The organism is Dietzia sp. DQ11-71 (assembly GCF_014144995.1).
GTDB classification, from domain to species: domain Bacteria; phylum Actinomycetota; class Actinomycetes; order Mycobacteriales; family Mycobacteriaceae; genus Dietzia; species Dietzia kunjamensis.
Genome location: NZ_JAALDT010000428.1, coordinates 1 through 794 on the forward strand (window position 1 = coordinate 1; position 794 = coordinate 794).

At 71.3% G+C, this 794-nt stretch carries 1 protein-coding gene; it reads left to right on the forward strand.

Features of this window, described 5'->3' with window-relative positions; all coding sequences use genetic code 11:
• Nucleotides 1-623: peptidylprolyl isomerase (locus tag G6023_RS13885; protein ID WP_206681003.1), on the forward strand; the 623-nt coding region annotated here is incomplete at its 5' end.
• Between the last annotated feature and the right edge of the window lie 171 nt (nucleotides 624-794).

Consider the following 794-nt stretch of genomic DNA (forward strand, 5'->3'; position numbering starts at 1 on the left):
ACGACGCGGCGACCACCGGGGCGACCTCGGCGTCGCAGTTCGAGGGCCGCGAGTCCGGTGGCTCCGCCGGGGGCGCGGTCGAGTGCCCGCCCGCCGAGGGCGCAGCGGAGCGCACCACCTCGTTCGACTCGGCCCCGCCGATGTGCCTGACCGACGGCGTCGACTACTCCGCCGTCATCACCACCGACGCCGGCCCCGTCACCGTGGACCTGCTCGAGGAGAAGGCCCCGGAGACGGTGAACAACTTCGTGTTCCTGGCCCGCAACAAGTACTACGAGGGCATCACGTTCCACCGCGTCATCCCCGGCTTCATGATCCAGGGCGGCGACCCCCAGGGCACCGGCAGCGGCGGCCCGGGATACGAGTTCGCCGACGAGCTGCCCGAGTCCGGCGAGTACGAGATCGGGTCGATGGCCATGGCCAACGCCGGACCGGACACCAACGGCTCCCAGTTCTTCATCGTCACCGGCGACTCCGGCGTCTCCCTGCCGCCGGACTACAGCCTCTTCGGCACCGTCACCGACGGGATGGACGCCGTCACCGCGATCGAGGACGACGGCAGCCCGCAGGGCCGGCCGCAGACGCTGCACACGATCGAGTCCGTGGAGATCGTCGAGGGCTGAGCCCGCCCGGGCCGGACGCCCGGGCCGGGCGGCTCTAGTACCCGCTCGACCCTCCGCCGCCGGAGAACGACGCGTTGGAGTAGCCCGTGTTGGTGGAGCTGGCCGCCTGCGCCGCCTGCACGTCGTGCGCGTGCCAGCTGGAGACCACATAGAACGGAACGAAGCCGTTGT